This is a genomic window from Microbulbifer sp. ABM4_008 (assembly GCF_056311705.1).
In genome coordinates this window covers 1,432,944-1,456,714 of sequence record NZ_CM149970.1, presented here as the reverse complement: position 1 = coordinate 1,456,714, position 23,771 = coordinate 1,432,944, and the positions used below count along the sequence as shown (strand labels likewise).

At 51.0% G+C, this 23,771-nt stretch carries 21 protein-coding genes; 8 read left to right on the top strand and 13 right to left on the bottom strand.

The window, feature by feature from the left end; genetic code table 11:
- Positions 1 to 92 precede the first annotated feature (92 nt).
- On the bottom strand, positions 93 to 488 hold the full coding sequence (locus ACYX4J_RS06355) for a hypothetical protein (protein WP_476178113.1): 396 nt from the start codon (positions 486 to 488) through the stop codon (positions 93 to 95).
- 155 nt (positions 489 to 643) lie between these two features.
- Between ACYX4J_RS06355 and ACYX4J_RS06350 the strand changes: the two genes are divergently transcribed.
- Positions 644 to 1,792 carry a sigma-70 family RNA polymerase sigma factor gene (locus ACYX4J_RS06350; RefSeq protein WP_475709724.1) on the top strand — a complete coding sequence of 383 codons (1,149 nt, stop codon included), beginning with the start codon at positions 644 to 646 and terminating at the stop codon, positions 1,790 to 1,792.
- A 99-nt stretch (positions 1,793 to 1,891) separates the two neighbouring features.
- On the top strand, positions 1,892 to 2,476 hold the full coding sequence (locus tag ACYX4J_RS06345; RefSeq protein WP_476178112.1) for an acyloxyacyl hydrolase: 585 nt from the start codon (positions 1,892 to 1,894) through the stop codon (positions 2,474 to 2,476).
- A gap of 54 nt (positions 2,477 to 2,530) precedes the next feature.
- Here the strand turns inward: ACYX4J_RS06345 and ACYX4J_RS06340 are convergent, their stop codons facing one another.
- Positions 2,531 to 3,628, bottom strand: a complete 1,098-nt coding sequence (locus ACYX4J_RS06340; RefSeq protein WP_476178111.1) for a glycosyltransferase — start codon at positions 3,626 to 3,628, stop codon at positions 2,531 to 2,533.
- Positions 3,629 to 3,798: 170 nt separating this feature from the next.
- On the opposite strand from ACYX4J_RS06340, the gene ACYX4J_RS06335 reads away from it, so the two are divergent.
- Both ACYX4J_RS06335 and ACYX4J_RS06330 read left to right on the top strand, forming a co-directional pair.
- Positions 3,799 to 4,689: a TraB/GumN family protein gene (locus ACYX4J_RS06335; RefSeq protein ID WP_444933750.1), complete on the top strand. Its 891-nt coding sequence runs from the start codon at positions 3,799 to 3,801 to the stop codon at positions 4,687 to 4,689.
- A 135-nt stretch (positions 4,690 to 4,824) separates the two neighbouring features.
- Positions 4,825 to 6,099 carry an OprO/OprP family phosphate-selective porin gene (locus tag ACYX4J_RS06330; protein WP_444914277.1) on the top strand — a complete coding sequence of 425 codons (1,275 nt, stop codon included), beginning with the start codon at positions 4,825 to 4,827 and terminating at the stop codon, positions 6,097 to 6,099.
- A gap of 53 nt (positions 6,100 to 6,152) precedes the next feature.
- Here ACYX4J_RS06330 and ACYX4J_RS06325 read toward each other — a convergent pair whose 3' ends face one another.
- Positions 6,153 to 9,710 carry an indolepyruvate ferredoxin oxidoreductase family protein gene (locus tag ACYX4J_RS06325; protein WP_476178110.1) on the bottom strand — a complete coding sequence of 1,186 codons (3,558 nt, stop codon included), beginning with the start codon at positions 9,708 to 9,710 and terminating at the stop codon, positions 6,153 to 6,155.
- 277 nt (positions 9,711 to 9,987) lie between these two features.
- Here ACYX4J_RS06325 and ACYX4J_RS06320 point away from each other — a divergent pair, with 277 nt between their 5' ends.
- Positions 9,988 to 10,458 (top strand): Lrp/AsnC family transcriptional regulator, encoded by a 471-nt coding sequence (locus tag ACYX4J_RS06320; protein ID WP_020413378.1) that lies wholly within the window; start codon positions 9,988 to 9,990, stop codon positions 10,456 to 10,458.
- Positions 10,459 to 10,521: 63 nt separating this feature from the next.
- Here ACYX4J_RS06320 and ACYX4J_RS06315 read toward each other — a convergent pair whose 3' ends face one another.
- Positions 10,522 to 11,037: a shikimate kinase gene (locus tag ACYX4J_RS06315; protein WP_413662685.1), complete on the bottom strand. Its 516-nt coding sequence runs from the start codon at positions 11,035 to 11,037 to the stop codon at positions 10,522 to 10,524.
- A gap of 19 nt (positions 11,038 to 11,056) precedes the next feature.
- Positions 11,057 to 11,779 (bottom strand): acyltransferase, encoded by a 723-nt coding sequence (locus ACYX4J_RS06310; RefSeq protein WP_413662686.1) that lies wholly within the window; start codon positions 11,777 to 11,779, stop codon positions 11,057 to 11,059.
- Positions 11,780 to 11,895: 116 nt separating this feature from the next.
- Between ACYX4J_RS06310 and ACYX4J_RS06305 the strand changes: the two genes are divergently transcribed.
- The gene (locus tag ACYX4J_RS06305; RefSeq protein ID WP_476178109.1) at positions 11,896 to 12,513 is read left to right on the top strand and encodes a class I SAM-dependent methyltransferase; all 618 of its coding nucleotides are present in this window, start codon (positions 11,896 to 11,898) and stop codon (positions 12,511 to 12,513) included.
- Here ACYX4J_RS06305 and ACYX4J_RS06300 read toward each other — a convergent pair.
- The 8 genes from ACYX4J_RS06300 to ACYX4J_RS06265 all read right to left on the bottom strand — a co-directional run bounded on the left by ACYX4J_RS06300 (position 12,442) and on the right by ACYX4J_RS06265 (position 21,483).
- Positions 12,442 to 13,554: a prenyltransferase/squalene oxidase repeat-containing protein gene (locus ACYX4J_RS06300; RefSeq protein WP_476178108.1), complete on the bottom strand. Its 1,113-nt coding sequence runs from the start codon at positions 13,552 to 13,554 to the stop codon at positions 12,442 to 12,444. The genes ACYX4J_RS06305 and ACYX4J_RS06300 overlap by 72 nt on opposite strands.
- Positions 13,551 to 14,312: a class I SAM-dependent methyltransferase gene (locus ACYX4J_RS06295; protein WP_476178107.1), complete on the bottom strand. Its 762-nt coding sequence runs from the start codon at positions 14,310 to 14,312 to the stop codon at positions 13,551 to 13,553. The genes ACYX4J_RS06300 and ACYX4J_RS06295 overlap by 4 nt, the downstream gene beginning before the upstream one ends.
- Positions 14,312 to 15,688 carry a glycosyltransferase family 4 protein gene (locus ACYX4J_RS06290; RefSeq protein WP_476178106.1) on the bottom strand — a complete coding sequence of 459 codons (1,377 nt, stop codon included), beginning with the start codon at positions 15,686 to 15,688 and terminating at the stop codon, positions 14,312 to 14,314. The genes ACYX4J_RS06295 and ACYX4J_RS06290 overlap by 1 nt, the downstream gene beginning before the upstream one ends.
- Positions 15,689 to 16,151: 463 nt before the next feature.
- Positions 16,152 to 17,537 carry a glutamine synthetase family protein gene (locus ACYX4J_RS06285; protein WP_413662690.1) on the bottom strand — a complete coding sequence of 462 codons (1,386 nt, stop codon included), beginning with the start codon at positions 17,535 to 17,537 and terminating at the stop codon, positions 16,152 to 16,154.
- 116 nt (positions 17,538 to 17,653) lie between these two features.
- Positions 17,654 to 19,003 carry an aspartate aminotransferase family protein gene (locus ACYX4J_RS06280; RefSeq protein ID WP_476178105.1) on the bottom strand — a complete coding sequence of 450 codons (1,350 nt, stop codon included), beginning with the start codon at positions 19,001 to 19,003 and terminating at the stop codon, positions 17,654 to 17,656.
- 211 nt (positions 19,004 to 19,214) lie between these two features.
- Positions 19,215 to 19,880, bottom strand: a complete 666-nt coding sequence (locus tag ACYX4J_RS06275; protein WP_444907738.1) for a GntR family transcriptional regulator — start codon at positions 19,878 to 19,880, stop codon at positions 19,215 to 19,217.
- Positions 19,881 to 19,882: 2 nt separating this feature from the next.
- Positions 19,883 to 20,986: a hypothetical protein gene (locus ACYX4J_RS06270; protein ID WP_476178104.1), complete on the bottom strand. Its 1,104-nt coding sequence runs from the start codon at positions 20,984 to 20,986 to the stop codon at positions 19,883 to 19,885.
- Positions 20,987 to 21,042: 56 nt separating this feature from the next.
- Positions 21,043 to 21,483, bottom strand: coding sequence for a VOC family protein (locus tag ACYX4J_RS06265; RefSeq protein WP_444897960.1), 441 nt, complete (start codon positions 21,481 to 21,483; stop codon positions 21,043 to 21,045).
- Between the two features lie 75 nt (positions 21,484 to 21,558).
- Between ACYX4J_RS06265 and ACYX4J_RS06260 the strand changes: the two genes are divergently transcribed.
- Both ACYX4J_RS06260 and ACYX4J_RS06255 read left to right on the top strand, forming a co-directional pair.
- On the top strand, positions 21,559 to 22,725 hold the full coding sequence (locus tag ACYX4J_RS06260) for an aminotransferase class V-fold PLP-dependent enzyme (RefSeq protein WP_476178103.1): 1,167 nt from the start codon (positions 21,559 to 21,561) through the stop codon (positions 22,723 to 22,725).
- 161 nt (positions 22,726 to 22,886) lie between these two features.
- Entirely contained in the window at positions 22,887 to 23,597 is a 711-nt protein-coding gene (locus ACYX4J_RS06255; protein WP_444893270.1) for an SIMPL domain-containing protein, read from the top strand.
- The last annotated feature ends 174 nt before the right edge of the window (positions 23,598 to 23,771 follow it).

Below are 23,771 nucleotides of genomic sequence, written 5' to 3'. Positions count from 1 at the left end.
AATTAGCAAATAAGTCGACACCTTGAATTATGAAAGCCTTCATCATTTTTGCCTTACTAATACTTTCCTCCTCGCCAATATTTGCGGATTCATTAAAGAACCAAGTCAAATCCTGCTCTGAAATTAAACCCCAGGAAGGTCGACTCACATGCTATGACCAGATCGCCAACTCCCTCGATCAACAAGAAGTTAAGGAGTTTGGCCAAGAACAAAAACGGATAGCTGAAGAGGCCCCCAACCAAATTGAGGCGGAAATAGTCGCAATCCAAATGGCCGCACACCAAAAACGAATGATTTCCCTCAATAACGGCCAAATTTGGAAACAAAATGACTCGAAAGGAGTAAATTGGAAAATAGGCGACCTTGTGGTCGTTGAGAGGGCCATGTTCGGCTCCTTTTTTATGAAACCTGCCGACGGTGGGCCAAAGCTTCGCGTGAAACGCATCAAGTAACATTCCGCGCTCCTCCCGGTGGGTGTTTTCACCCACCCCGCCCCATCACTTCAGTAATCCCTCCCCCTGATTTCAACCAACCCGAGCATTTCCGCCAGCTCTCTTCTATAGTGAGAAAGGAATAGGCGCCAAAAGCGCCTGAGAGACTAAACAGCGTGTAGTACTTACACAGCCAACAAAGGTTTAAGCACTTGTCCCGAGAACATTTTTACTCAAGGGATGAAGAATGGCTGAAGGATACAGGCGAACCACTCTCTGACTCCTGCCAGGGTGCCAGCGAGCCCGACCCTCAAGTCGAGCGAGACCCTGACTCGGAAGAGATTCATGCAGCGGGTGATACCCTCTCCGAGAGCGGCACCACCCCAATGCAAAGCTATCTCAAGCACCTCTACCGGCTTGAGCTATTAACTCCGGAGGAAGAGCACAGTACCACCTGTCTATTACGCGACCTGGAAGAAAAGCTCATTTCCAACCTTCAGGAGAGCGGCACCGAGTTGGTCCAGCTACGCAGCGAAGGAGTGGAGCAGCGCGGAAGTACGGGCGCCTACGACCATGGACTTATAATTGCCCACACTGAAATCCTGCTTACCAGCAATTTCCTGGATAGGCGCGGTCGCAGCAGGCTGACCGGGCTCCTACAGCGCTTTCAAAAACAGAGGAAAAAACTAATCCAATGTAATCTGCGCCTGGTTATTGCCATCGCAAAACGTTTTCGCAATCCATCAGTTCCCTTTATCGATTTAATTCAAGAAGGCAATGTAGGATTAATGAAAGCCATTGAGCGGTTCAAACCGCAAATGGGATACCGCTTTTCCACCTATGCCTACTGGTGGATTCAGCAAGAAATTCAATTAGCTTTAAGGCGCAACGAAGATCTCGTCCGACAACCAGCCAATGTCCAGGATGATTTAAGAGCGATTTACAGAGCCATTGGTGAAGTCCGCGCTCAGGGGCAACCTGCATCCGATGACAATCTGGCCCGCCATACAGGACTAGATATTGAGAGAATCCAAAGCTTATTAAAACTCCCAGGACCAACAGGGTCTCTCGATGACCCGGTTGCAGATGACCAGAGCAGCACCAGACTGGACTACGCACCTGCTGATGAGCTTTACAATACCGATGAGCTTGTAACCAACCAGGAGCTAGCGCAACGCCTCCGTGAAGCTGTTGCCCGCCTCCCCGCACGACAAAGGACAGTCCTCAACTTGAGGTATGGATTAATTTCTGACAAGGACTGCTCTTTTCGAGTTATTGGCGAGCAATTGGGGCTTAGTCAGGAGCGCGCGCGACAACTTCATTCTGACGCACTTCGACAACTGAAGCGGCAGTGGCGTTAGAAAAGGAAGAAGTCGATGGCAAGCCTCTCCTGAAAGCTTGCCATCGAACCCTTTCCCACTAGTCTTTAAAACAGTTCTATCAGTTAGTACTGCGAAGTTATGCGTAAGTTAGCGGTCTTCAACGAAAAATACTGTGCCTTTAAATGCTGTACCTATTTTTTTGTCGGCGGACTACTTCTAGCCCCACCGACCCAAGCAGAATCCGAGCTCATCGCAAGCGCAGGTAAAGGGTTGGGAAATGAGTTAATGCAGTATCGCTCCATTTCGGCCTCAGAAATGGCTGGATTCAGCTACTCCTATCTACTGTCTTCATTTAGCCTTGGCGACAATTCACTTCAATGGTGGGGTCAAGGCAGCTACTCCCATATGCGGATTGAACACCACAGCGAGAAACAGCAACAAAATATTCTCGAAATTAAACCTATTCTACGCTGGTACCCCCGAGGTGAATTACGGGGCGGCTTTGCTGAAGCAGGCGCAGGAGCATCCTACTTAAGCCAAAAGAACTTCGGTGATATTGGATTGAGCACCAAACTAAATTTTGCCCTGCACTTTGCTTTCGGGTACCGTTTTTCCAGAGGCCACGTCCTTTCTTTAAGATACAGTCATTTTTCAAACGCCAGAACCAATACACCCAATCCCGGTTTTGATTTCGCCTCTTTGAACGGGCACCTTAACTTTTAGAAATTCAACCTTTCAATACTTTCCAGATTGCTAACGACTAAGATTGCTTTCAATTTAATTAAGCAAGCGCTGAAAAAAGTCTATGGTTTTTCCAGCTGAAGCTGCATAGCTAAACTCTTGTGGATTCGGGTTATTTGGCTTGCTCACCAAATTCAAACTCGCTTCCATTAAAGATTTCAGATCACCTTTCTTCACCAGCCCTTCAGGAAAATGTTTCTGTAAAACCTCCCCCGTACAACCTTCGGAATAAGCAATTACCGGGCGCCCCATCGCCAGTGCCTCTTTGGAATATTTTGCGTTCCCATCTTTCTCGCTGGCGAGTTGAAAAACCAGCTGAGAAGTTGCGTACAGTTCACGCATATCACGGCGTTCACCGAGGAATGTAACCTTACTACCGAGATCCAAATCTTGTGCGAGCCCTTCAAGTTTTTTCAGATAACGTAAATCATCTTCAGCCAAAGCTCCTACAATCACTCCGTGAATATCATCGCTTTGTGCCGCAGCCTGGGCCAACAAATGTAAAAACTCCTCCTGGCCCCCACTTGCAGAGATATCTCCCGGCATTAACCACCAGTTTTTCCCTTCCAACTGGGGATAGCTATTCAAAAGCTTCAGTTGCCACTGGCTCGCTACCGGTTTTTCACGATCAAACTCGCGAATATTGATACCGTGATAAATAACCTCTATCGAGTCTTCTGCAATTTTGGGGGAGGACTTCTTAAGGTTCTCTGCAACCCCTCGGGAGCTTGCGATAATTCCATCTCCCGACAGCATACCTTTATTAAAATAACTGTTGGGGAAATCTTGATGCACGAGGGGCACCAGCTTAGGGCGACTTGTAGCTGACTCACTGTTTAAAGCGCGCCAAGCTAGAAAAGCCGTTGAGCGACCATAGGTATGGACAATATCCGGTTGCAACCTTGCGAGAATCTTACGCAGGCGGGATTTGTGCCGCAAAGACCAAATTGACTCACTGATTTTTGGAAAGCTGATAAAGTCACTACCGTGCAAACGAAACCGCGCCTCCAATGGTCCATCAGTAGAAATCACCAGGGACTCGTGGCCTTTTTTGACCAGTTCATTTGCAAACTCAAGCGCAAGAGTTGCTGTGATCCCAGGCTCTAGGCTGGGCAAAAACTGTACAACTTTCAATTTGACTTCCGTGAAACAGACCAAAAGGTCTATTTTGACTTCCTATAGGATAATTTCCCAGTAAATCATCACTAATTTACAAGTCAGTGACTTGATGCCTAAAAGCCCCTCTGGTACCTGAAGGTGTTAGTGATAGTATTTGCAAAGGCAAATTACTCAGGGACCCGACAATGCTTCAGCGACAAATAAGTTACTTTCTCGCCTTTACACTGCTTCTACTAACAATAGGAGCTTCAGCCGCTGAGAGTGATAAAGGCATCTTCTGGAAAGCAACTAAAGATAATAAAACCGTTTACTTATTAGGCTCGATTCACTTGGCAACTGAAGACTTCTACCCTCTAAGATCAAAAATTGAACAAGCCTACTCCAATAGTGATGCCATTGCCGTCGAGGCTGACATTCTCGCTGCAGAAGGCGACAGCCTGTTACAGCAGCGAATCATGATGGAGTCTATCTACCAAGGTGAACGAACTTTAAAAGACGAACTTCCACCCGCGCTATACAGCCAACTAAAGTCGTGGATGCACAAGCGTAGTATGCCCGAGGCTATGTTTATCCGGCAGCGCCCCGCCATAGCCATGATCTCTATGAGCATGATTGAGATGCAAGCCCACGGCCTCAACCCAGAACTAGGCATTGATAGGCACTTTTTACAAAAAGCAAAAAAGGATGGGAAATCCGTTCTGGAGCTGGAAGGTGTCTTGCAACAATTCAAGATGTTAAACGACCTGGACAACCCTGCGCTCCTCTTCCAGCAAACCCTTGAGCAAATTGGGGATATTTCAACCTTTTTACCCAAACTTACCAGCGCATGGAAGCGAGGAGATGAAGAAGCTTTGAATCGCCTTATTATCCTCGACGGCCTAACTGAAAACCCTGAATATAAGCCGCTCTATGACACACTTTTTTTTAATCGCAATGAAAGGATGGCTGAGAAAATTGCCCTTAAGGGGCCAAACTACCAGTCTCTGTTTGTCATTGTCGGCGCTGGCCACTTGGTGGGCGAACGCAGTGTTATCGAGTTTCTAGGCGACACTGGTTACAAATTAGAACGCCTTTAATCAACTATCCAGTAACCCTCGGCGCAGATTTTCTGCGCCGTCCCATCCCCCCTCCCCGTCCAAAGTCTTTTCTATTGCTAAACTCGAATAGCACTTTTCCCGTGACCAATGACAACTCTCAACTAGAGGCGTCCGATGAAATGCTGGGGAGCATACTGTGCCATATCAATTCTTTTTTTTAGCTTCCCGGCTATTGCTGATGAAGCCGAGACAAAAGGCGGGCTGAAAATTGTCTCTGACGATGGGGATTTCTCCGCACAACTCGGCGGAAGGATTCACTTCGATACATACATTTTTGACAAAGACCTAGAAGATCCGGTCAATACAACCGACTTCCGTCGGGTTAGATTGACAATGAAAGGCAATCTATGGAAGTGGAACTATAAGCTTGAAAGAGACTTTGCGGATGATGGAGCTGGGGGGTTGAGGGATGTCTACTTAGCAACAAAGTTCTCTACCGGAAAACTAACCATCGGCAATTTTAAACCCAGCCGCTCAATCAATGAGCTGACAAGCTCCAATGACCTAGTGCTTATGGAGCGGGCATTTACCAGCGCTGCAGGTATTTATTCTGGACGTGGACGTCAACAGGGTATCGACTGGCATAAGCATTGGTGCTGTTATACATTTGGTTTTACGTTATTCAATTTACGGGACCCCGGTGACCCCAGAAATTCTGGGTTTGGCGCAGCAACCCGACTGACCTGGGCCCCAATTAACGATGCCTTATCAACAGTTCACCTAGGTGTATACCGTAGCTACGAAAAAGCGAATCAAAACAGTCCCGATATCGTTGCTGAAGTTGCCTATGCGGGCCGACGAGGGCCGGAGCAGCTGATAGCAATCACACCTGGCGGATCAGATAATTTTTTTGGCGAGTTTGGTGACGATGAGTTTTTCCTTGGAGATGGCGGAGGCCGGGTCAATACTACTGGTTTCGAGCTAGCTGCGACTTACGGCCCTCTATTCGGCCAAGCGGAATATGCGTATGGTCATTTCACAGGGAAGATATACCTCTCTGAATTGACCTATGAGGAATTCTTCGGTCTTCCGCCAAGTTTTTTTTGCGATCCCATAAGCGGATGCTTTATTGGGGGGCAGGATGTTCACGCCTGGTACATTATGGGAAGCTGGGCAATTACCGGCCAACATAAACCCTACGACTCCAAGATCGGAGTATTTAAATCTATCAAACCATCTCCTCCAGAGGGTGCCTGGGAAGTTGCCGCAAGATATACCGCTATAGAGAATCGGGATTTTCGCCAGCTACGAGCCAGTAATTTTACACTTGGGGTCAATTACTATTTCAACCCAAAAGTCCGGGTAATGATGAACATCACCCTCGGCGATGACGATTTTACTGGAGATAAAACCAACCAATTCGCCATACGATTACAAGGGGTTTGGTAGGGGGGTATAAAGTGACTCAAGACAGTCCTCGAGCCACTTTATCAAACAGGCAATTAACCTACTTGCTGTGCCTTAGCTGGGTCAAAAACCTCAACTTCCGCTGAAAGTTTTATATCCCGAACCGGGTTTTCAAATCGATTTAATGCGATATTTCGCTGTTCTTTTGCTTTCTCAATATTGGCCTCCTTCACCGGGCCGTAGCCCCGGATGATATCCGGATATTGAAGTAGCTCAACTGCAGCAGCGTGATTCTGCGAATTTAATTGGCCCAGAACTTTCTTAACCAACTCTTCATATTCGCTAATCAGTGCCCTCTCCATTTTTCGCTCTGCTGTATAGCCAAAAATATCAAGCGCCGATCCGCGCAAGAATTTCAGCTTCGCCAAAACACCAAATGCCTTGTACATCCAACCGCCAAATTTCATTTTGCGGGGACGCCCCAAGCCTTTATCGAAGCGCGCCAGTAATGGGGGAGCCAAATTGAACTCCAGCGTAAAGTCACCACTGAAGTTTTCTTTTAGCGATTCGGTAAAGCGGCTATCGGTGTATAGGCGGGCCACCTCGTACTCATCCTTATAGGCAAGCAATTTTGCGTAATTGCGCGCAACCACCTCGGCCAACTGGACATTCCCGGGCACTTTTAAAATCTCAGCAGATTTCACCGTATCGACCAAACTGCGGTAACGCTCGGCGAGGTCCGTATTTTGATAACCGGTGAGGTGCTCCACCCGGTGAGCCACAATCGCTTCAAGAGTTTGTGGTACCTCTACTGCAACTTTTTCGTGGGTTAACAGTTTGTCCAGAGCGTTGCGATTTTCTGCCGCCAATCGACCTGCAGCAAATCCCTGCAGATTTCCTTCCACAGCGACACCGTTTAAGCGGATCGCTTCCAGCAGGGAGGCTTCAGTTAGCGGAATCAGCCCTTTCTGCCAGGCGTAGCCGAGCATGAAAATGTTGGCGGCGAGCGTATCACCCAGAGCTGCTTTGGTCAGGCGATGCGCTTCCACAGAACTGAGCTCATTAACCGCGCCACTCACCGTATCCAATACCGCTTGCGGTGAATGGACATCCTCACGCCCGAGAACCGTTGCCGCAGTTGGGCTCAAGTGGGTATTCACTACCGCGCGACTGTGCGATTTATCCAGTTTAACCAAACAAGCTGCCACATTGCCGGCTGCAATCAGGTCACAGGCCATTAGGGCATCGGCACGACCGTCGGAAATACGTACCGCCTGCAAAGACTCGGGCGCAGCCGCAAAGCGAATATGGGAGTAAACCGCTCCGCCCTTCTGAGCCAATCCGGTCTGATCAAGGGTGCTGCACGCTTTGTCCTCGATATGTGCCGCCATCGCTAGCAAGGCGCCAATGGTCACTACACCCGTACCGCCAACGCCGGTAACCAGGAAATTATACGGCTGCTGTAAGCCCGGAAGCTGTGGCGAGGGCAACTTGGCCGCTTCAGTTCGCAACACGTCACCCACCCCGGCGCCCTTGGCAATATTGCCACCCTTCACCGTAACAAATGAGGGGCAGAAGCCGTTAACGCAGGACATATCCTGATTACAGCCGGTTTGGTTCACCCTGCGTTTATCGCCCAGCGCCGTTTCCACTTTCTCAACAGCGATACAGCTCGACTGCTGGACGCAGTCCCCACAGCCTTCACACACCAGCTCGTTGATGAAGGGGCGCCCCTCGGCTTTAGGCAATAGCCCGCGCTTGCGCTTGCGGCGCAGTTCGGTGGCACAGGTCTGGTCGTAAATAATAACGGTACAACCTTCAACCTCACGCAGCTCATCCATTACAACGGGCAAGTAATCCCGGTGACGAATTTCAACTTCACTGGGGAAGGACAGCGCACCCTTGTATTTATCCGGGTTATCCATCACCAGGACAACTTTCTGCACCCCTTCTGCCAAAACTTGGCGACAGATCATATCCGGAGCCAACTCACCATCGTGGGGCTGGCCGCCGGTCATGGCGACCGCATCATTAAACAGGATCTTGTAAGTGATATTGACCTTGGCAGCCACGGAAGCGCGAATCGCCAAAATACCGGAGTGGAAATAGGTACCATCACCCAGGTTTACAAAGACATGCTTTTCAGTAGTAAACGGCGCCTGCCCTACCCAGTTGACCCCTTCGGCACCCATTTGGGTGAAGGTATAAGTCTCCCGGTCGAGCCACTGGGCCATATAGTGACAACCAATACCTGCTAAGGCTCGGCTTCCTTCTGGCACCTTGGTGGAACGGTTGTGAGGGCAGCCGGCACAGAACATAGGCAAGCGAGACACACTTGAGCCAGTCTGCTGGGAAATACGTTCAGCCAGCGCATTGAGACGCATCAAGCGGTGCTTGCCGCCTTCATCCAACTTGTCCTCACCCAAAACAAAACCCAATACCTGGGCAATAATCGCTGGCGACAGCTCGCCATAAGCGGGCATCAGCGGCTGATCACAATCGTCCACTTTACCGAGAATACGCGGGAAATTCGGGTCCTTCACGTGGACGTTGTACAGTTCCTCTTTCAGCTGTACTTCCATCAAACTGCGTTTTTCCTCAAGCACCAGCAGCGTATCCAAGCCACGGGCAAACTCCTGGATACCCGGCACATCCAACGGGTAGGTCATACCCACTTTAAGGATTCGGATACCGAGCTGCTTGGCCTTCTGCTCATCGATACCCATATCTTCGAAGGCCTGCATCAAGTCCAGATGGGCCTTACCGGTAGTGACGATGCCGAGGCTCGCCTCAGGGTTTTCCAATACAACCTTGTTGAGTTTATTGGCGCGGGCAAAAGCCAGCGCAGCAGGGCGCTTGTAGCGCCACAGGCGCTCTTCCTGCTCGAGAGGGTTATCCTGCTTGCGAATATTCAGGCCGCCCTCGGGACGTTCAATATCCGGGTAGTGGAATTTAACCCGCTCAGGGTCCACTTCCACGGTCGCAGAGCTATCCATATTTTCTGCCAGGGTGATCATTGCCACCCAGCAGCCGCTAAAGCGGGACAGCTCCAGCCCGTAGTGACCATAATCCAACACTTCCTGCACGGTGGCGGGGTTAAGTACTGGAATATGCATATCCACAAAGGCAAATTCAGACTGCCCTGGATAGGAGGATGACTTACAGCCGTGGTCATCGCCGGCAACGATCAGTGCGCCACCTTTGGGAGAGGAGCCAGCGGCATTGGCATGGCGAAATGCATCGCAGGAGCGGTCGACACCCGGTGTCTTGCCATACCAAATCCCACAGACGCCATCCACTTCTGCACCCTGGAACAAGCCCACCTGCTGGGAACCCCAAACTGCCGTAGCCGCCAACTCTTCATTGACGCCAGGCTGGAAACGGATGTTGTACTCTCCCAGCAGTTTTTTCGCCCTGGATAACTGCAGGTCGTAGCCACCTAAGGGCGACCCCCGATAACCGGAGATAAAAGTCGCGGTATTGAGGTCGCGATCCCGGTCCATTCGCATCTGGTCTATGGGTAAGCGCACAAGGGCCTGGATACCTGAAAGGAGCACACGGCCCTTGAGCATGGTGTAGCGGTCGTCCAATGAAACCTGTTTTTTTACTTGGGAATCCGCCGTACTTTGAGGACTGGTTACTTTTTCAGTCATACACCTACTTCCGGTTAATTATTCTTCTCGAAACCCGGTTCGAGTTATTAGTCATTATTCTTCCGAATAGTCCGTTTTCTGTGGTTAGATGCGCCTGTTTTTATATTTGCCGCAAAGTCCCAGAGCGGCTGAGGGCACACTGCACCTATCCCGAAACGGTTTAGTCAGGTCATACTAGTTCGTTAAGCGCAATAGAGCATTGCTTTATTCACGCAAATATGCGTAAATTTGTGATAGAAGTTTCGATTTAGATAATTTTTATAGGATAGGAGTCTTTATGAAGCGTTCGACAGACCTGGATGATTTTGACCGTAAGATTCTGCGAGCGCTGCAGGAGAACGCAGATTACTCCATGGCAGAGCTGGGCGATAAAGTCGGCCTTTCGCACACCCCCTGCTGGCGCAGAATCAAGCGATTGGAAGCCGAAGGCATTATCCGTGGCCGTGTTACCCTGCTGGACCCACGCAAACTGGATCTGGGTGTCACCGTATACTGCTACGTTACCATCCACAATCACGATGAGGAATCCCTGAACAACTTTGAATCAGCAGTTCAGGATGTCCAGGAGGTGGTCGAGTGCTATTCCACCAGCGGAGACAAAGACTATGTCCTGCGCGTTGTAGTGGATAGTGTGGAACACTATGAGCAATTACTGAAGCGCTCTCTGGTACACCTGCCAAACGTGGCCTCAGTCAACTCCACCTTTGCCCTCAAGCAGGTGAAGTACACCACCCAGCTGCCACTTTAAGCCAAAAGTGTGAAAAGTAAAGCCCCTTGCTTTAACGCATGGGGCTTACTGAGAAAATTTCGGTTACTCTGCAAGCTCCCGCAGCGCATTAAGTAAATGATCAAGCGTTTCCTGCAGTGATTTACTGTCACAATCCACCGTTATTTCTGCATATTGCCGGTAAAGGGCCTGTCGCTCTTCAAATAAGTCCGCAAAAGACTGCCCGGGCGCCTTCGCAATGCCACGGCTTTCATAATTATGGATACGCCGACGCAATTCCTCCGCTGAACACTGAAGAAACACTACCACACCCTGACTGCGTAGATTCGCCATGCCCTCTTCGCTATAGACTGCGCTTCCTCCAGTGGCAATAACATCACTGGGGAGGGTGGCCTCAGCTAATACCTCCCCTTCAATGGCGCGGAGATTAAGATAGTCACTTTCAGCCATAATTTGCTGCAAAGTCTTGCCCTCTCTGGACTGGATCAGAACATCAGTATCTGTAAACCCCAGTGCCAGCTCCTTTGCCAACAACACCCCCAGCGTACTTTTACCGGCGCCGGGCATTCCAATCAGGACAATACTTTTTCTTTTTTTCATTTTATTAATACTTACACATTCAATCGCTACGGCGGGGAAAGAATACCGAGCGCAACCAACCCAATAAGGTGTTCCCACCCAACATCATCTTATCCAATTCATCCAGATTATGCGCTTGGCGAAAGGCATCGGCAAATAATGCCTCCCGGGTAATCATTCGCCGCTTGGGATTAATTGATTTAATGGGTTTTGCCGGATTACCGGCGACAACCGTATTTGCGGGGACATCCTTGGTGACGATACTGCCGGCTCCCACTACAGAATTATCACCGATAGTGACACCTTTGCAGATGGTTGCACTATCTCCAATCCAAACATTGTTACCCAGGCGCACCGGGGAGGTACAACGGAAGGGCCGCGTGCGATTGTAGAGCCCATGCCAATCAGAATCGGAAATATACACATTGGCTGCGATCATACAGGCGTCGCCAATCTCAATAGATTGAGCCGCAGAAATACGTACCCCTGGAGAGATCAATACGAAATCCCCAATAGTAATAAATGCCTCTCCCCCCTTGTGCCCAAAAGTGGTAAAGCGAATACACTTCTCGTTGTTGGAGATTAAGTGAGGATAATTTCCGAGCCGAACATTTCCGCCAAAAACATGGACAGAACCCGGGTCCATTACTTCCGGCTCAACCCCAACCGCATCGAATTGTGGCAGAAGGAAATACTCTGTTCGCCATTTTCGCCAACGCAGCTGCAGTCGCTTGAGCCAATAGGGCCTGTGATCCTTACGCATATTTTAATTTCTACTTATATTTTATGGGATTTACGGAGCCCTGAGTAAAAACCCAATTGCTTTTGTATTAGTGGCAGTTTAGTGTTTCGGCCACGAAAAATAGCAAGCGTTTACCCATGTCCCTAAATCTACCTATTGATATTCGAGCAATTAAAGGTTTCCTCGCCGCCCATGAAGGGGAAGCTCTCTACCACCTGGCAGCTGAAGCCAGCTCACTGGGTCCCTGTCTTGAAGTGGGCAGCTACTGCGGCAAATCATCAATTTACCTGGCCAGTGCCTGTAAGCTGACCGATAACGTCCTGTTCGCCGTGGACCACCATCGAGGTTCTGAAGAGCACCAGCCCGGAGAGGAGTATCACGATCCCGAACTGTTTGATGGCCAGGCCAATTTAATGGACAGTTTTCGCACTTTCCGCGCGAATATTCGCGCGGCTGAATTGGATGACTGGGTTGTTCCCGTCGTCGCCCTCTCCGCAACAGCTGCACGCTGCTGGAATACCCCTTTGGGTCTCGTATTTATTGACGGCGGCCACTCCCTGGAAGCGGCCATGACCGATTATCGCAGCTGGTCCCGCCATATCGTGCCCGGTGGCTACCTGGCGATCCACGACATTTTCCCGGACCCCGCCGATGGCGGCCAGGCGCCCTACGATATTTACAAACTAGCCCTGGCTTCCGCTCAATTCGAGCTCGTCGAAACTGTCGACACCCTGGGAATCCTGCGCCGCATTTAGGGGCAGGCGCACCGATGTAAACAGCTCGCTCGCTGGCGTTAATCCGGCGAGCGCATCGGCAGCCAGAAGCATGGCCCCTACAGTCCAGGTGGTTTTTTCCTCCGGCCAGATGGCCTCATCCCGGTAGACATAACCGGTCCAGTAGCCCCCATCTTTATCCTGCCAGCGGTGCAAGCCGCGATACAAAATTTCCGCCCGCGAACGCTGGCCAGCAGCGATTAGGGACATAGTGAGTTCGCAGGATTCAGCCACCGTCACCCAGGGCTCATCACTGACGCAACGACATCCCAAACCAGCCACGACAAACTCATCCCAGCGCTGCTGAAGACGCAACTGCGCTGCCTCACCAGAAAAGGCACCGGTTAATACGGGATAAAACCAATCCATTGAAAAGCGCGCCTTGCTTTCCCAGGTGCGATCAAAGCGCTCCGGTTTATTGCGCAGCGCATCGCCCAAAGCTTCCCGGGCAAGTATCCATTGAGGGCGAGCAACCCCTAGCTGGTGGGCAATATTAATTGCGCATTCCAGACTTTTATAAATGGAAGAACAACCGGTGATCAGGGCATCTTTCATAGGGGCGCCCTCTGAATCTACCGCCCAATGAATTTCGCCAAATTCCGTTTGCAAGCGCAATACAAACTCGATTGCACGCTCCACCATCGGCCAATAGCGCTGTAAAAACAGTGTGTCTCTACTAACCAGAAAGTATTGCCAAATTCCTGTTGCCACATAGGCAACAAAATTGGTTTCACGGCGCTCCCGGTTGTCTATATCGCCATCTTTATAAGCGGCCCACCAGCTGCCGTCTTCCAGCTGAATCTCAGCCAACCAGCAATAAGCGTTTTCAGCAGCACTGAACTCTCCGGCAATGGCGAGCCCCATAGCGGCCTCAACATGATCCCAGGGGTCGGCATAGCCCCCTTTAAACCAGGGAATTGAACCATCGGGGAGCTGCTGGGAGAGAATATAGGCGGCGCTATCCTGGATAAATCCTTCAGGGAAAAGACCAGAAGCTTTTGCCGGCACAGAAATTTTACTCATGCTTCAACTCCCTCAGGCAGGGAGAGGGCCGCATCCACTCGTTGTGTCGACCCGGCAGGTTTCACAAAATAGAGAGCGATACTTTTTCCCAACAGCGGGTTCAATAGTTTTTCGAGAATCCGGGTAAAGGCTGGTTTCTTCATCAGATCCCACACCAACAGGCGGTGATAGGCAGAGACCAAACGGGAATCGGGCTTGTCCCAAAACAAACACTTTAACCACCAGTAAGGTGCATGTAACGCATGGGCCTTATGCCGGGCAAAATAGTGGTGTCCCAGCCTTTCAATATCCTCTCGCAGCTCGCGCTCGCGGAATATTCGGATATGCCCACCCTCAACCTGATGGTATTCATCGCTGAGTTTCCAGCACACCCACTCGGGAAAAAATGCCGGTACTGTCGCGGCAAAAATACCAGAGGGTTTTAATACCCGGTTAATCTCAGCCAGGACAGACTTGTAATCGGGGATATGCTCAAGTACCTCTGAGCAGATAACCACATCAAAACTCCCATCGGCAAATGGCAGTTGCAAGCCATTGGCAACTCCGAACTGCAAGCGACCCTTTGAATGCTCGGGAGAGCGGAAAGGTTCCGCTCGCTCACTGGCAGTGCGCACATCATCAAAACACAGGTCAATGCCGTAAACATCAACATCATCAGTGATCATCAAGTGGATAGAATGGCGCCCTTCACCGCACCCCAAGTCGAGGACTTTTTGGCCAGGGCGAAGATTTAAGTGCTGGGGATCTACAGTAATCATCAAGCCGCCTCCGCACTGCGCATATTCGGAGTTTCTATTTCATGACTACTGGGTTGTTCCGCCAGTGTATGTCCGAGAATTTCCCGGTAATATTTCACCAAACTCTCTGCAGCGATTTTCCAGGAAAATTTATTTTCAATGCGCTGGCGACCTTTCTCACTGAGTTCTTTTCGCAGCGCTTCGCTGGATAAAACCTGGCGCAGGGCATTAGCCAAAGCTTCGTGATTTCCTGCAGGGACCACGATTCCGGCATCCCCAACCACCTCAGGCAAAGCACCCCCGTCACTGGATACTACCGGAGCACCACATGCCATTGCCTCCCCGGCAGGTAAACCAAATCCTTCGTAGAGCGATGGGCAAACTACCGCTGTAGCCTTGCGGTAATTATCGACCAGTTCTTCGTTAGAAATACCGGAGACAAACTGAACCCTATCCTGAAGATCCAGATCGTGAAGCAAGCGTTCCGTGGCGCCACCTTCGCGTAATTTGCCAACCACCAACAACTCTATGTTTTCATATTCCTGGCGCAATTCCGCCAGCGCCTGCAATAAAAAGCGCAGACCTTTGAGCGGCTGGTCTGCCGATGCGGTGGTCATAATTCGCAGAGGCAAGCGCTTATTCTCTGCCCCTGGGTTGAATAATTCCGTATCAATACCGTTGTAAATCAGGTGAATCTGTTCGGGAGCCACGCCAAACTGCTCGATAATATCCCGCTCAGATTGCCTGGAAACGGTCACGATATGGCGAAGTTTCCGCGACACCTTGATCTGCATATTCAAAAAATTATGCCAGCGACGTACCAGCAAACGAAAACGCCAATCGGGGGCGGCATCTAATGCCAGTTGACGATCCCGGGTAATGGGGTGATGAATTGTCGCGACAACAGGCAATCCATTTTTTTCGATATCCAGCAAGCCGTAACACAGTGATTGGTTATCGTGAACAATGTCGTATTGTTTGCCGTGCTTGCGCAGGTATTTATTTACCCGACGGCCAAACGTATAAGGCTCTGCAAAACCGCCGGTAAGCTTACTCCACCATTCAAAAAAATCCGCCCATGACAGCAGGTGGCGAGGTTTCAAGGCCCGCGCTGGACGCTCAACTTCATAGAGATTCAACCCTGGCATTTTGATGAGCTTTACGCGCTCATCGAGTTCTGGGTAGGGCTGGCCAGAAATAACATCCACGGAGTGACCAGCATCTACCAGTGCTTTACTCAGGTAGCGCAGGTAGATGCCCTGACCACCACTGTGTGGATTGCTGCGATACCCCAAAAGGCATATTTTTAGTGGCTGCGTCTCGCCAGCCGTTGGACCGTCTGCACAATTTCCCAAGGCGGTCATAGTTTCCCCATCTGCAATATTCTTATACCCCATAACATTATCCGCTCTCGCACAGACATTCTGCGAATGCCAACGTCTAAAAGCCGACCATCTGGGGTGCCTCGCTGGTAAAGCGGAAGAATACACTGGCGGAGAAATGACTGCTAGGCGGAAGCGGTCCACACTCTTGGTATCCTGGCCCAAGGATGTGTGCTCGCAAGCCAAAATAGCAACAAAAGCCCAGCAACCGCACACCGTGTCAATCGATGCACTCAAGCCATGGCAACTTTAAAAGAAGGGATTAACACGAACAGGAAGTGGAAATAAGTCAATCAAAAATAAAAAAATGCCCGCCAAAAGGCGGGCCAGATTTCTCGAACACACTTTCAGGAGGAGAGTTTCAAGTACATTACGCACTTAAATTTAGGTATAGCAGAGGAAATACTCCCCACTAACTCTCCTGTCGTGAAAGCCGTTCACTAAAACGGCAATCGACGCTAAAGCACACCGCCAATGTTTATACCCGATGCAGATAACTCTGGTATTCAACATCGGTAACGCGGGCAGCTATCTCTGCTTGCTCCTGTCTTTTCAACAGAGAGAACAATTCCACAAAGCGCGGATCAAGGTACTCGCGCCACAAAGGGCTCTGCTCAAAGCGCTCCAGTGCACCACTCCAGGTATTGATCAACTTCTCACTCTCCACCTGATAGGCATCGCCTTCCACAGGTGCAGGCGCTTCCATCTGGTTCTCAATGCCATGACACACACCAGTGAGAATCGCAGCTAACACCAAATAGGGGTTTACATCCGCCCCGGCAATGCGGTGCTCGATACGCCGTGCCACAGGATCACTGGCGGGCACACGCAAAGTTGTAGTGCGATTATCGTATCCCCAGCAGAGGTTCAGCGGTGCGTGAGAGCTCTCCTGGAAGCGGCGATAGGAGTTGCTGTGAGGTGCGAAAAACGCCATCGCATCGTTGGCAGTCGCCAACATTCCTGCTGCGGCATAACGCAGTAAATCGGAGCCAGTGTCAGAACCGTCATCAAAAACGTTCTTCCCATTGGCGTCGATCAAACTCATATGCACGTGCATTCCGTTACCCGCCTGATCCCCGAAAGGCTTGGCCATGGTACTCACGCGGAAGCCGTGACTGCGCGCCACCCCTTTTAACAAGCGCTTAAACAGTAATGTTTGGTCGGCCACTTTAACGGGATCGGCACTGTGCAACAGGTTGATTTCAAACTGTCCCGGCGCACACTCCGACAATACTGAATCTGCGGGAATACCCTGTGCCTCGCAGGCAGCTCGCACATCGGCAAAGAAGTGTCGCTGTGCATTGAGCTCGGACAGATCGTAAACGTCGGTGGAAGGCACCAGCTCGGCGTCGTTATCGCTAACCGGGCGCGGACGCGCCAGATGATCCACCTCATCGCGGAGCAGATAGAATTCCAGCTCGGTCGCACACACGGCGGTATAACCCAGTTTGCCGAGACGCTCTACCACACGTTGCAACTGGCTGCGGGGATCGGCATAAAGAGAGGAGCCATCTGCCTCATGCAACTGCATATGCAGCTGGGCAGTGGACTCGCGATGCCAGGGCGCCAGGCTAATAGGCGAAACCGGCAGACAAACGCCATCGCTGTCTCCACTGGCAAATACCAGCGGGCTGTCTTCGATATCCCGCCCCCAGATATCGAGACTGACCGCGCTACGCGGCATTTGCAGACTGCCCTTGAGCAATTTCTCCGCAGCTTCTGCCGGCAACCACTTCCCTCGCGGCACGCCATTGATATCGAACATAAAGCCTTCGATCCACTTTAGGTCCGAGTGCTCTGCCAGGAATTTTTGCGACTGCTCCAGCAGATCGGGCTGGGCAGTGAATTCTTTTTCTTGAGACATAAGGTGCCTGGGGTGATTCAATCTAAACGCAGAGACGGCCCAACACCGCTTTTCCATTCAAATCATGGAAAACGGGGTACCAGACCGCCTCTGCAACAGAGTATCTTGCCGCTATGTTACGCCAGTGCTTTAGCAGTGTCGTCCAGGGCGCGGTGCGCTTTTTCTACCAGCTCATCGACCTGCTCAGTGGTCATAATCAGCGGTGGTGCGATAACCATGGCATCGCCAACGGCGCGCATCACCAAACCGTGCTTGATACTCAGGTCACGACATACCGCACCAGCGGTGCAGTCATCATCAAAACGAGCGCGGCTGGCCTTATCTTTTACCAGCTCCAAGGCACCGACCATACCCAAACTGCGGGTTTCGCCAACGATCGGGTGCTCCGCCAGTTCAGCCCAGCGCTTGGACAAATAGGGGCCGGTTACATCGCGGACATTCTCGATAATCTTCTCGTTGCGCAGAATATTGATAGTTGCCAGACCTGCCATACAGGCAGCCGGGTGCGCGGAGTAGGTGTAACCGTGGGTAAACTCGCCACCTTTGGTTTTGATCACCTCAGCGACACGATCACTCACCATGGTACCGCCCAGGGGGAAGTAGCCATTGGTTACTGCTTTGGCGAAAGTCATCAGGTCGGGCTTCATGCCGTAATAGTCGGCACCGAACCACTCACCGGTACGACCGAAACCAAAAATCACTTCATCCATCACCAGCAGGATGTCGTACTGGTCCAGCACCTTCTTGACTTCCGGCCAGTAGGTTTCCGGCGGGATAATTACGCCGCCAGCACCCTGGATTGGCTCAGCGATAAACGCCGCAACATTATCCGGGCCCAACTCCTGGATTTTCTCATCCAGGCTGTGAGCCGCTTGGATACCAAACTCCTCTGGAGACATATCGCCGCCCTCACCAAACCAGTAGGGCTGCTGTACGTACTCAATGTAGTCGAGCGGCTGGAATTGCTTGTGCATACCGCTCATGCCACCCAGGCTGGCACCGGCAATGGTAGAGCCGTGATAGCCATTCTTACGGGAAATAACGATGCGCTTCTCCGGCTTTTCCTGGATATCCCAGAAACGGCGGATCAGGCGCAGGTTAGTATCATTTGCCTCGGAACCGGAACCCGTGAAGAACACATTGTTCATATGCGCCGGGGTCACTTCAGCCAGGGCGTCGGCGAGTTCAATCGAGGGCACCGTAGTGCACTGGAAGAAGCTGTTATAGAAAGGCAGGGTATTCAGCTGCTCGTAGATCGCATTGCTGATTTCTTTGCGGCTGTAGCCGAGGTTGCAACACCAGAGGCCTGACATGCCATCAAGCATTTTGTTGCCATCAATATCGGTGATGTACGCGCCCTCGGCGCTGGTAATCACACGGGTCCCCTGCTGGCCCAAGTCATGGAAGTCAGTAAATGGGTGTAGCAGGTGCTCACGGTCGTGTTGCTGCAGCTCAGTCTTGTTCATATTTCTCTCCTGGCTTTCACAGGCCTTGCTCAGCGCCCACCAATCGGGCTCAAAAGGCCAAATCGTTACCACTAATTTGTGATCACATTCTAGTGGGGCCATCGACAGAAGCGCAAGGTCTATCTGCCCTTACCGAAAACATAAGGTCGAATTGCGCCAGTGCGAGGAGAAAAAGTGGAAACTAAATAGTCAACTGGGGGGGAAGGAGCCGCTACAGCAGCTCCTCTGCAGAGATAGAGCCGAGCCCCTCTTCAATATCCTGCTGAATGGCTTTGCGCACCTTCAACTCATCTTTACTGGCAATAGCTTCGAGCAGATCTTGATGCCGGTCTGGCAGCTCCTGCACGCCAAAGCGCTGGAAAACCAAGTGCTGGAGGGGAGCTGTCTGTAGCCACAGGCTCTCGATAAGGGACAGGATGATATGGGGCTGCCCCAGGCGATAAAGGGTAAAGTGAAATTCCAGATTAGTGGTTACATAGCGCTCGATGTCTTTCTGAGCGAGAGCTTCTGTTACACGCTCATCCAGCTCCCGAAGTTGCGCTAATTCAGCATCCCCGACCAATGGCAGTGCCTGTTCAGCGGCCTGACACTCCAGGGCCACGCGAGCGGCACAAATCTCTGCCAGTTTTTCCGGGGTCATTGTCGGTACCCTGACCCGGCGGGTATCTGACAGCTCCAGGGCCCGCTCCGAAGTCAGGCGGCGCAACGCTTCGCGAACCGGCATTGGACTGCAATTAAGCTCCGAGGCCAGGCCCCGAATAGTAATTGCCCTACCCGGCAAAAACTTTCCCCGCAGAATGGCATCCCGCACCTGAAAATAAACCCTCTCCTGGGTTGTGCGGTACTCTTCCTGGGGACTGTTAAATTCCTGCGCCATACCTATGCTGCCCTAACCTGCTCCAACATATGAGGGACATCCTCCGCACCCACCTCAATTAAATGTTCAGCCGCCCGGCCACTTTGCCAAATTTCATAAAAATCATCTGCCACCCGGCGACTGAGATCAACCACCCGCCCCCAGTACTTCAAACGGTCTTCACGGTCGAGCTTGTAGAAATCATTGCGGTCTGGAATTTTTCCATAGGGCAAGGAGGCAACGAATTTGGGCGAAGGAGCCACAACCAGAGTGGATTGCATGGCATCTCCGCGAACCCGTCGCCAAGAGAGCCCTTTATCAAACCAGCCGGGCACCATATAGGGGAAAAAGTGCGGGTAGAGCACTAAGCCCTGGGGGTGGCGGAAGCGCAGATCAAAGTGGTAATCGGTGATACCGCCATCGCGATAATTACCCTGTGGAGCTCCCTCCGGTGTCTGCACCCCTGTCATTACCAAAGGGATACAGCCACTGGCCAGTACAGCAGCACAGGTATTTTGCTCGGTCAGCGGAATATTTTCGGTGCTCAGGTTCTGGAAGTGAATGCCTGCCGACTTTTGCGAATGAAAAACCACCCGCTCCCAAAAAGCGCTCAGGCTGTTGCGAGATACAGCATTTGCCAGTGCCGAGGCGAGTAATGCCGGCGCCAACAGCGCCTTGTTTTCACTGGCCAGTGGCCCCCTGCCCCTGACCGCCACAAAGTGGCTGTGCCAAATGGGATTTTCCACTACCTCGCGAGCACCTTCAGCACCCAACACTGCCTGCAGCATCTTGCGACCGCCGGCAGTAATCTCTTCAGGGGAGGGCTTGTCAGAATAGGCTTGGTAGATGTAGTGATGCTCTAATCGTTCAAGTGCTGATAGCGGCTCTGCCATTGCGTAACACATGTTGCGAAAACTACCGATAGATGATCCCAAGGTGACAATTGGCTCGCTCCGCGCCTTGAAGAACTCCCCCATCAATACCCGATCCAACTGGCTAATCACCAGCCACTTGGGACCGCCGGAAGCGCCGACCAGCGTCGAAAATTGTCTCTGGGACAACCCCTCTTCACGTATGCGCCGCGCAGCCGTCTCTCCGGCCAGTAGAATACAACTGGTATTTTTCACTCACTTTCTCTTTTTCTTGGCCGTCAGAATTTATCTCAGGCTTCAACTATCCCGGGCTACCACTCACCCTGATTATCCATAGACATCCAGGGCTCCTGGGGTGGGAGGGGCTCTCCACTTTGCAGCAACTCAATGGAAATCCCATCTGGGGAGCGAAGAAATGCCATATGGCCGTCTCTCGGAGGCCTATTGATGACCACCCCCTGATCCATCATGCGTTGGCACACCCCGTAAATATCATTTACCCGATATGCCAAGTGTCCGAAATTCCGCCCGCCAGTGTAGCTTTCCGGGTCCCAATTGTAAGTGAGTTCCAGTGTCGGGGCCTTATTCTCCCTGGCCGCTTCAAGATCCTCGGGAGCTGCGAGATACACTAGGGTGAAACGCCCTTTATCATAATCATTTCGACTAACGACCTGCAGGCCCAGCTTTTCACAGTAAAACGCCAGAGATTCATCCAGATTGGTTACGCGAACCATGGTGTGTAAGTACTTCACCCTCTACTCCTTCTTGTTGCCAAGCTCTACAATCAGCCCATAACAAATAAATCGGCTTTTTAAAGCTAAACGCATATGTATAAAAAATTCTATCGCGAGTTCCTTCAGGCGCCCAGTGGCAGCCCCTCTTCCATGCTGCACATGGCTTGCCACTCCCACCACTACTGGCCCGATGTTACCCTTGATGCAGTACAGCAGTACTGGCGCGATTCAGCACTTCTGGCCGATGAAAAATGGGGGCCAATTTTTGAGGAGAAGATACCCTCATGGCAAGCGGCGATCGCAAAATCCCTCAACCTACCCAGGGCAGACTTGATCGCTATAGCCCCAAATACCCATGAACTAGTGTATCGGCTACTGAGTTCATTCGATCCCAGTAAACCATTGCGCATTCTCACTACAGACGGAGAGTTCTACAGTTTTACTCGCCAATTACAACGTCTGGAAGAGCTTCCTCAAGTAGAGGTAACGAGAGTTGCCAAAGAACCCTACGCCACCCTGGCGGAAAGATTTGAGACCGAGCTACATAAAAATGAATACCATCTGGCCTATGCCAGCCTGGTATTTTTTGACTCCGGTGTGGTATTTCCCCGGCTGCTGGAGGTTGCAGCACAGAAACCGCACGACACACAATTCGTTATCGACGGATATCACGGTTTTTTTGCTCGCCCAATCGATCTTTCAACCGTTGCAGACAAGGTTTTCTTTACGGCAGGATCATATAAGTACCTAGGCGCCGGTGAAGGCCTGTGTTTTATGACAATTCCTGCGAACTGTACACTGCGCCCTGTAAATACCGGCTGGTTCGCAGAAATGGCTGAGCTGGAGAATCACTCGGAAGAAGTCGGATATAGCGACAATTGGCTGCGCTTTGCCGGGGCGACCATGGACTATTCAACACTCTACAAAGCCCTGGCTATTTTCGATTTATTCCATCGCGAAGGCATTACCATCGAGAAAATACACAGCTATGTTCTCAATGCGCAAACCCGATTCCTGAATAGCATGGATAACTCAGACCATCCCATCTTGAATCGCAACAACTTGATTTGTCATGATCTGGAAGAAGGTCACGGCCACTTTTTCACATTTAACTGCTCACAACCAGAAATCTCACAGAGGGTTCAGGAAGAACTCAAGGCTCGAGCAGTTCTGTGTGATCGCCGACAACAGTTTCTCAGGCTGGGATTCGCCATCTATCACGATAAGGATGAAACTTACCAGCAGGTTTTTAACTCTTAAAGCTTCAGAGCTAAGAGAACGGAGTGATTTTTACTACCGCCGCTAGAGCATATTTCACACCTAAAAGGCACACGGGCTCAGCTGCGGTTCAGGATTCAATCTATAAAATAATGGCGCCATTTTCGTCACAATAATCAGCACTCAATGGATAAGGAAGCGTTATGAAAGCAGTAAAAATTTCAGTAATTTCCCTTCTCGCCCTGCTCGCCACAGCCTGTGGTAACGAGCGGGCTCCAGAAGACCGGGGGACCATGGTATCCATCGCTGCACGGGGGGAGGCAAGTCAGGTTCCTGATATCGCAAAAATTTCTGTCGGAGTGGTGACCGAGTCAGAGGACAGCAAACAGGCAATGCGCGATAACGCCAATCAGATGGAGTCTTTAATGGCCGCCATCAAGAAATCGGGTATCAACAAGAAAGATATTCAAACCACAGGCGTTAACCTGTCTCCGCGCTACCAGTACCAGCAAAACAAAAAACCCCGAATCACTGGTTACACCGCGCGAAATACCGTCAGCGTAAAGGTTCGCAAACTGGATGAACTCGGCAAGGTCTTGGACAATCTTACCGCCGCTGGAGCCAACCAGATCAACGGTCCGAGCTTCGAAATTGGTGAACCTGCTCCAGTTCAAGCCAAAGCCCGGGAGAAAGCCCTTGAAGACGCCCAGGAACGTGCAGAAATGTACGCAAAAGCGCTGGGTACAAAAGTGCGTCGCATTGTCAGTATTTCAGAAAATGGCAACGGCGGTATGCCACGCCCCATGTACCGCACTGAAATGGCGGCCATGAAAGACAGCGCTTCCACCCCCATTTCACCGGGAGAAACCACACTTACCGTCAATCTGGATCTGGTATACGAACTCGAGGACTAATACGGAGCAATAGCTACTCACATACGGAGGCAGGAAGGATACACGGCTCTTGGGGCCATTCGGAACTTGAATATATTCATAGTCCATTTCGGTTCTTCCCTGCTGCCCCGTAATAGCTAATATCTTGTCAGCAGTGAAACAGCACCAACAGCCTTGCTGTTTCACTGCCGTTCT

Coding starts and splice junctions, on each gene's coding strand:
- ACYX4J_RS06330 (WP_444914277.1), top strand. CDS start 4,825: ATGAAATGCTGGGGAGCATACTGTGCCATATCAATTCTTTTTTTTAGC.
- ACYX4J_RS06295 (WP_476178107.1), bottom strand. CDS start 14,312: ATGATTACTGTAGATCCCCAGCACTTAAATCTTCGCCCTGGCCAAAAA.
- ACYX4J_RS06325 (WP_476178110.1), bottom strand. CDS start 9,710: ATGACTGAAAAAGTAACCAGTCCTCAAAGTACGGCGGATTCCCAAGTA.
- ACYX4J_RS06345 (WP_476178112.1), top strand. CDS start 1,892: ATGCGTAAGTTAGCGGTCTTCAACGAAAAATACTGTGCCTTTAAATGC.
- ACYX4J_RS06315 (WP_413662685.1), bottom strand. CDS start 11,037: ATGAAAAAAAGAAAAAGTATTGTCCTGATTGGAATGCCCGGCGCCGGT.
- ACYX4J_RS06285 (WP_413662690.1), bottom strand. CDS start 17,537: ATGTCTCAAGAAAAAGAATTCACTGCCCAGCCCGATCTGCTGGAGCAG.
- ACYX4J_RS06290 (WP_476178106.1), bottom strand. CDS start 15,688: ATGGGGTATAAGAATATTGCAGATGGGGAAACTATGACCGCCTTGGGA.
- ACYX4J_RS06260 (WP_476178103.1), top strand. CDS start 21,559: ATGTATAAAAAATTCTATCGCGAGTTCCTTCAGGCGCCCAGTGGCAGC.
- ACYX4J_RS06335 (WP_444933750.1), top strand. CDS start 3,799: ATGCTTCAGCGACAAATAAGTTACTTTCTCGCCTTTACACTGCTTCTA.
- ACYX4J_RS06275 (WP_444907738.1), bottom strand. CDS start 19,880: ATGGCGCAGGAATTTAACAGTCCCCAGGAAGAGTACCGCACAACCCAG.
- ACYX4J_RS06305 (WP_476178109.1), top strand. CDS start 11,896: ATGTCCCTAAATCTACCTATTGATATTCGAGCAATTAAAGGTTTCCTC.
- ACYX4J_RS06255 (WP_444893270.1), top strand. CDS start 22,887: ATGAAAGCAGTAAAAATTTCAGTAATTTCCCTTCTCGCCCTGCTCGCC.
- ACYX4J_RS06310 (WP_413662686.1), bottom strand. CDS start 11,779: ATGCGTAAGGATCACAGGCCCTATTGGCTCAAGCGACTGCAGCTGCGT.
- ACYX4J_RS06300 (WP_476178108.1), bottom strand. CDS start 13,554: ATGAGTAAAATTTCTGTGCCGGCAAAAGCTTCTGGTCTTTTCCCTGAA.
- ACYX4J_RS06280 (WP_476178105.1), bottom strand. CDS start 19,003: ATGAACAAGACTGAGCTGCAGCAACACGACCGTGAGCACCTGCTACAC.
- ACYX4J_RS06320 (WP_020413378.1), top strand. CDS start 9,988: ATGAAGCGTTCGACAGACCTGGATGATTTTGACCGTAAGATTCTGCGA.